The sequence below is a fragment of the Aestuariivirga sp. genome (assembly GCF_044238155.1).
GTDB lineage: Bacteria > Pseudomonadota > Alphaproteobacteria > Rhizobiales > Aestuariivirgaceae > Aestuariivirga.
This window is the reverse complement of the sequence record NZ_JBIIDX010000214.1, coordinates 1-3,879: the sequence shown is the minus strand read 5'-3', so window position 1 is coordinate 3,879 and position 3,879 is coordinate 1. Positions and strand designations below refer to the sequence as shown.

The 3,879-nt window shown below is 64.6% G+C and carries 4 protein-coding genes; 2 read left to right on the top strand and 2 right to left on the bottom strand.

The window, feature by feature from the left end; all coding sequences use genetic code 11:
- Together ACILRN_RS16065 and ACILRN_RS16060 are read left to right on the top strand one after the other, a co-directional pair.
- On the top strand, window positions 1–873 hold an 873-nt coding region (locus ACILRN_RS16065; protein WP_395689975.1), incomplete at its 5' end, for an ABC transporter permease.
- The gene (locus ACILRN_RS16060) at window positions 870–1,811 is read left to right on the top strand and encodes an ABC transporter permease (RefSeq protein ID WP_395689974.1); all 942 of its coding nucleotides are present in this window, start codon (window positions 870–872) and stop codon (window positions 1,809–1,811) included. The genes ACILRN_RS16065 and ACILRN_RS16060, both read left to right, overlap by 4 nt.
- Before the next feature lie 10 nt (window positions 1,812–1,821).
- On the opposite strand, the gene ACILRN_RS16055 is transcribed toward ACILRN_RS16060, so the two are convergent.
- Together ACILRN_RS16055 and ACILRN_RS16050 are read right to left on the bottom strand one after the other, a co-directional pair.
- Window positions 1,822–3,657: an MGH1-like glycoside hydrolase domain-containing protein gene (locus ACILRN_RS16055; protein ID WP_395689973.1), complete on the bottom strand. Its 1,836-nt coding sequence runs from the start codon at window positions 3,655–3,657 to the stop codon at window positions 1,822–1,824.
- On the bottom strand, window positions 3,654–3,879 hold a 226-nt coding region (locus ACILRN_RS16050; protein ID WP_395689972.1), incomplete at its 5' end, for a cysteine hydrolase family protein. The genes ACILRN_RS16055 and ACILRN_RS16050, both read right to left, overlap by 4 nt.

The window sequence follows — 3,879 nt, the reverse complement described above, 5'->3', positions numbered from 1 at the left end:
GAGACGCTGACACGCGCGATCCCCCTCATCTTCACCGGTCTTGCCGCGGCAGTCGCCTTCCGGGCGCGGGTCTGGAACATCGGCGGCGAGGGCCAGTTCTATGTGGGTGCGCTGGTGACTGCAGGGCTTGGGCATAGTGTGTTCCTCGGGCTGCCCGTGCCACTGTCGATCAGCCTGCTGATGGCCGTCAGCATGCTGGCCGGGGCCTTGTTGCTGATGGCGCCGGTGGCGCTGCGGCTCCGCTTTGGCGTTGATGAGGTGGTCGTCACCCTGCTGCTCAACTTCATCGTACTGCTGCTGGTGGGGCTGATGGTGGAAGGTCCGTTGAAGGACCCGCTGGCCTTCGGCTGGCCGCAATCGGTGCCGGTCGACCCAAGCCTGCGGCTTCCGCGTCTGGTTCCGCGCACCAGGCTGCACATCGGTTTCCTGGTGGCGATCGTGGCGGCGCTGGTGGTGTGGACGGTTCAGGCACGCACAGTGTTCGGCACCGAAACCAGGGCTGCGGGCCTTTCGCCGCGTGCGGCAGCCTTTGCCGGCATTCCGCTGCCGCGCATCCTGATGAGCGTTGCCTTTCTCTCCGGCGGACTGGCTGCACTCGCGGGTTCGGTCGAGGTTCTGGGGCCAACGGGCTATGTCACGACCACCATGTCGCCTGGCTTCGGATATGCCGGCATCGTGGTGGCGATGCTGGCAGCACTGCACCCGGCAGGGGTCGTGGCGGCGGCGATCTTCATCGCCACCGTATTCGTGGGCGCGGACGCCATGAGCCGCGCCACAGGCGTTCCAAGCTTCATTGCCGATGTCATCATGTCGGTTTCACTGCTCGCCATGCTGACCGCCCTTCTCTTCACCACCTACAGGATCAAGCGATGAGCACGACTCTGGACATTCTGACCAGCGCCAGCCTTTGGGCCGCGGTGCTGCGTATCGCCACCCCGTTCATCTTCGGTGTTCTGGGCGCGCTGATCTGCGAGCGGGCGGGCGTTCTCAACCTCGGCATCGAAGGCATCATGACCATGGGCGCCATGGCCGGCTGGCTGACGGTCTATTGGGGCGGCACCTTGTGGTTCGGCTTGCTGGCCGCAGCGCTGACAGGCATGGCATTCGGCTGGCTGCACGGCAAACTGACCGTGTCCCTCGGCCTTTCACAACATGTCACCGGCCTCGGCATCACGCTGCTTGCCGCCTCGCTGTCCTACTATCTCTACCGCATGTGGGTCGAGGTGGGCGACCTGCCCCCCACCATCACACCGTTCCAGCCAGTGGTCTTCCCGGTTCTCTCCGACATTCCGTTCCTCGGCGAGGCGGTGTTCTCACAGACCGCGCCAACCTATCTGGCGCTTGTCTGCGTGGCGATCACGGCCTGGGTTCTGGCCAGAACGCCGCTTGGGCTCGCCGTGCGCATGGCGGGGGAAAACCCACACGCCGTGGACGCGCAGGGCCTGAACCCGCTGGCGATCCGAACCGGCGCCGTGATGGCGGGCTCGGCGCTGATGGCCGTTGGCGGAGCCTTTCTGACCATGGCCGCCTTCAACAGCTTCTTTCCGACCATGGTGCAGGGCCGCGGCTGGATCTGCATCGCGCTCGTCGTGTTCGCTTCCTGGCAGCCGGGCAAGGCGTTGATTGGCGCCTTGCTGTTTGCCCTTTTCGACGCCTTCCAGCTGCGACTGCAGACCGCCATTCCCGGCGCGCCCTACCAGCTGTTCCTGATGGCACCGTATGTGCTCTCGATCCTGGCGCTGGTCGTGGTGGCGCGGCGGGCGCGCGTTCCCGAAGCGCTGATGCAACCCTATCGCCGCGGCGAGAGATAGGCCGCAGGGTTCAGCCTTCGCCTTCGGTCATCATGAAGGGCAGGAGCGCAGTCCAGGAATAGAATGGATCGGTATCGGGCTGGTCGAGCCCCTCGCCGCTGTCCGGGTGATAATTCTCAGGCGCCAGCCGCCGATCCTGCCAGCTGCGCTGAAACAGGTCCCACGAACTGCTGCGCAGACGCGCCGCGCGCGCCTTGTCATGCGGCTTGAGACCGTTCCACACAAGCCAGTTGAGAATCGGCCAGATGCGGCCACGCCAATAGACGTTGTCACGCAAGCTGGGATCGTGGCGGGCAACCGACGGCAGCGGCGGCGCGCCTCCAAACCACTGTGCATCGTCAAGCTTTGCCAGCAGCGCCTGCACCTGTGCAGCCTCAGCTGCCCCGGCGAGCAGCGGAAAGAAGCTGGTGGGCGTGACGCTGGCCACGAACCTGCCGCTCCACAGCCGGTTGGCAAAGATGCCGCGCGAACTGTCCCACAGCTCTCGCGAGATCTTGCCGCGCAACTCGGCCGCATGGGCAAGATGAGGCTCCGGGTTTTCGCCCAGCACCTCGGCCATGCGCGCAAGGCTCATGCTGTCGAGGCAGCAGAGCGAGTTGAGGCCGACATCCTCGCTGTCGAGCGTGCGCGAAGCCTCGTTCCAGCTGGCCTCGTCATGCATAGGCGAATTGTCCATGAAGGATTCATCCTTCGCTGCAAGCTTGGTGCCCTTGTACAGGCCAAGCCCGACATCGGAGGAACCGAATTCAAGGAGCCCGTTGCCATTGCCGTCACGGGCCCGGCGGAGCCAGAGATTGTTGGCGCGGAGAATCGGATAGGCAATCTCCAGCAGGGCGCGATTTCCCGTGCGCTGATAGACCTGCCAGGCAATGAACGACACGAGCGGCGCCTGGGTGCGGTCAACCCAGGCATCATTGCCTGTCATGATGCAGGGCAGATTGCCCTCGGGCGTGGCCGCCGAGAGAATGACCGAAAGGGTCTCGCGGGCCTGATCGGCATCAAACAGCGATACCAGCAATGCATTGACCGCCGTGTCATTGAGCCAGAAGCCGAAGCCACCGAATTTCTTGAGATCCCAATTGCGTGAGCAGGTGATGTAGGGGCGGTGGTTGACGTCGTCCCAGATGGTGTTCCAGCCCATGATGTCGCGCACCGCGGCACGGGGCGCGTCTTCGTCGGGCGCAGGTTTCGCCTCGGTCATCGCGAGCGCTCGGTTGATGGCCAGATCCCTGCGATCCGCAATGGCCACGCGGATGGCATTCGAGGCGGCCTCCTCGAGATTGAAGCGCAGAGCAAGAACGGGGGCCGCAGTGCCACGTGACTCCAGATACCAGTAACCGCGCGACTCGAACTCATGGCCGACCTCGGCCTCGGTGGCATGGCCGGTGACGAGCAGCGGGCGGCGGCGGGGCGCCACCGCCACAGTGCGCGGACCCACGGTGCAGGTGGCGACACCACTGGCCTCGTCGTAATGCCAGTGGGCGCCATCTTCCTGCCGAAGCACCAGCGTGACCCAGAAGCGCAAGCCCCACTCGCCGTTGCGTTCCGTCGTCCATTGCGCCTCGAGATCGAACATGGACTGCTTGGTCCATGACCAGTCGAGCACGGTGCCCGCATGATCAAGCCTTGCCGCAACGCGGGAGCCGTCGGTATGATGGGCGCCAAGCCGGATGGAACTTCCAGGGCCGGGATGAATGGCCCTGCCCGCGCTTGCAGCAAAGAACAGCGGTGAAAGATGAATGCCCAGCGGCTTGAAAATCATGTCGAGATAGCGGTGCGCCGCCCAGGTATTCCAGGCGCGATGCAGCGGCACAGCCGGGGTGCGGAGATAGCTGGGGACGGTCACGGTCGCCACCTTTCGAGAATGGTGCTGCTGTATACGATTTCAACCTGCTCATCATAGCGCATCGCGAGCGTTTGAAGAATGGCCGAATGGCCGGTCTCGCTACCACTGCCCAGGCCATCGCTGACCATCACGACGCGCAGGCCCCGGTCGACCGCATCGAGCGCCGTGGCGAGCACACAGACATCCGTTTCGATGCCGGTGAGGATCAAGGCCTTGAAGCCG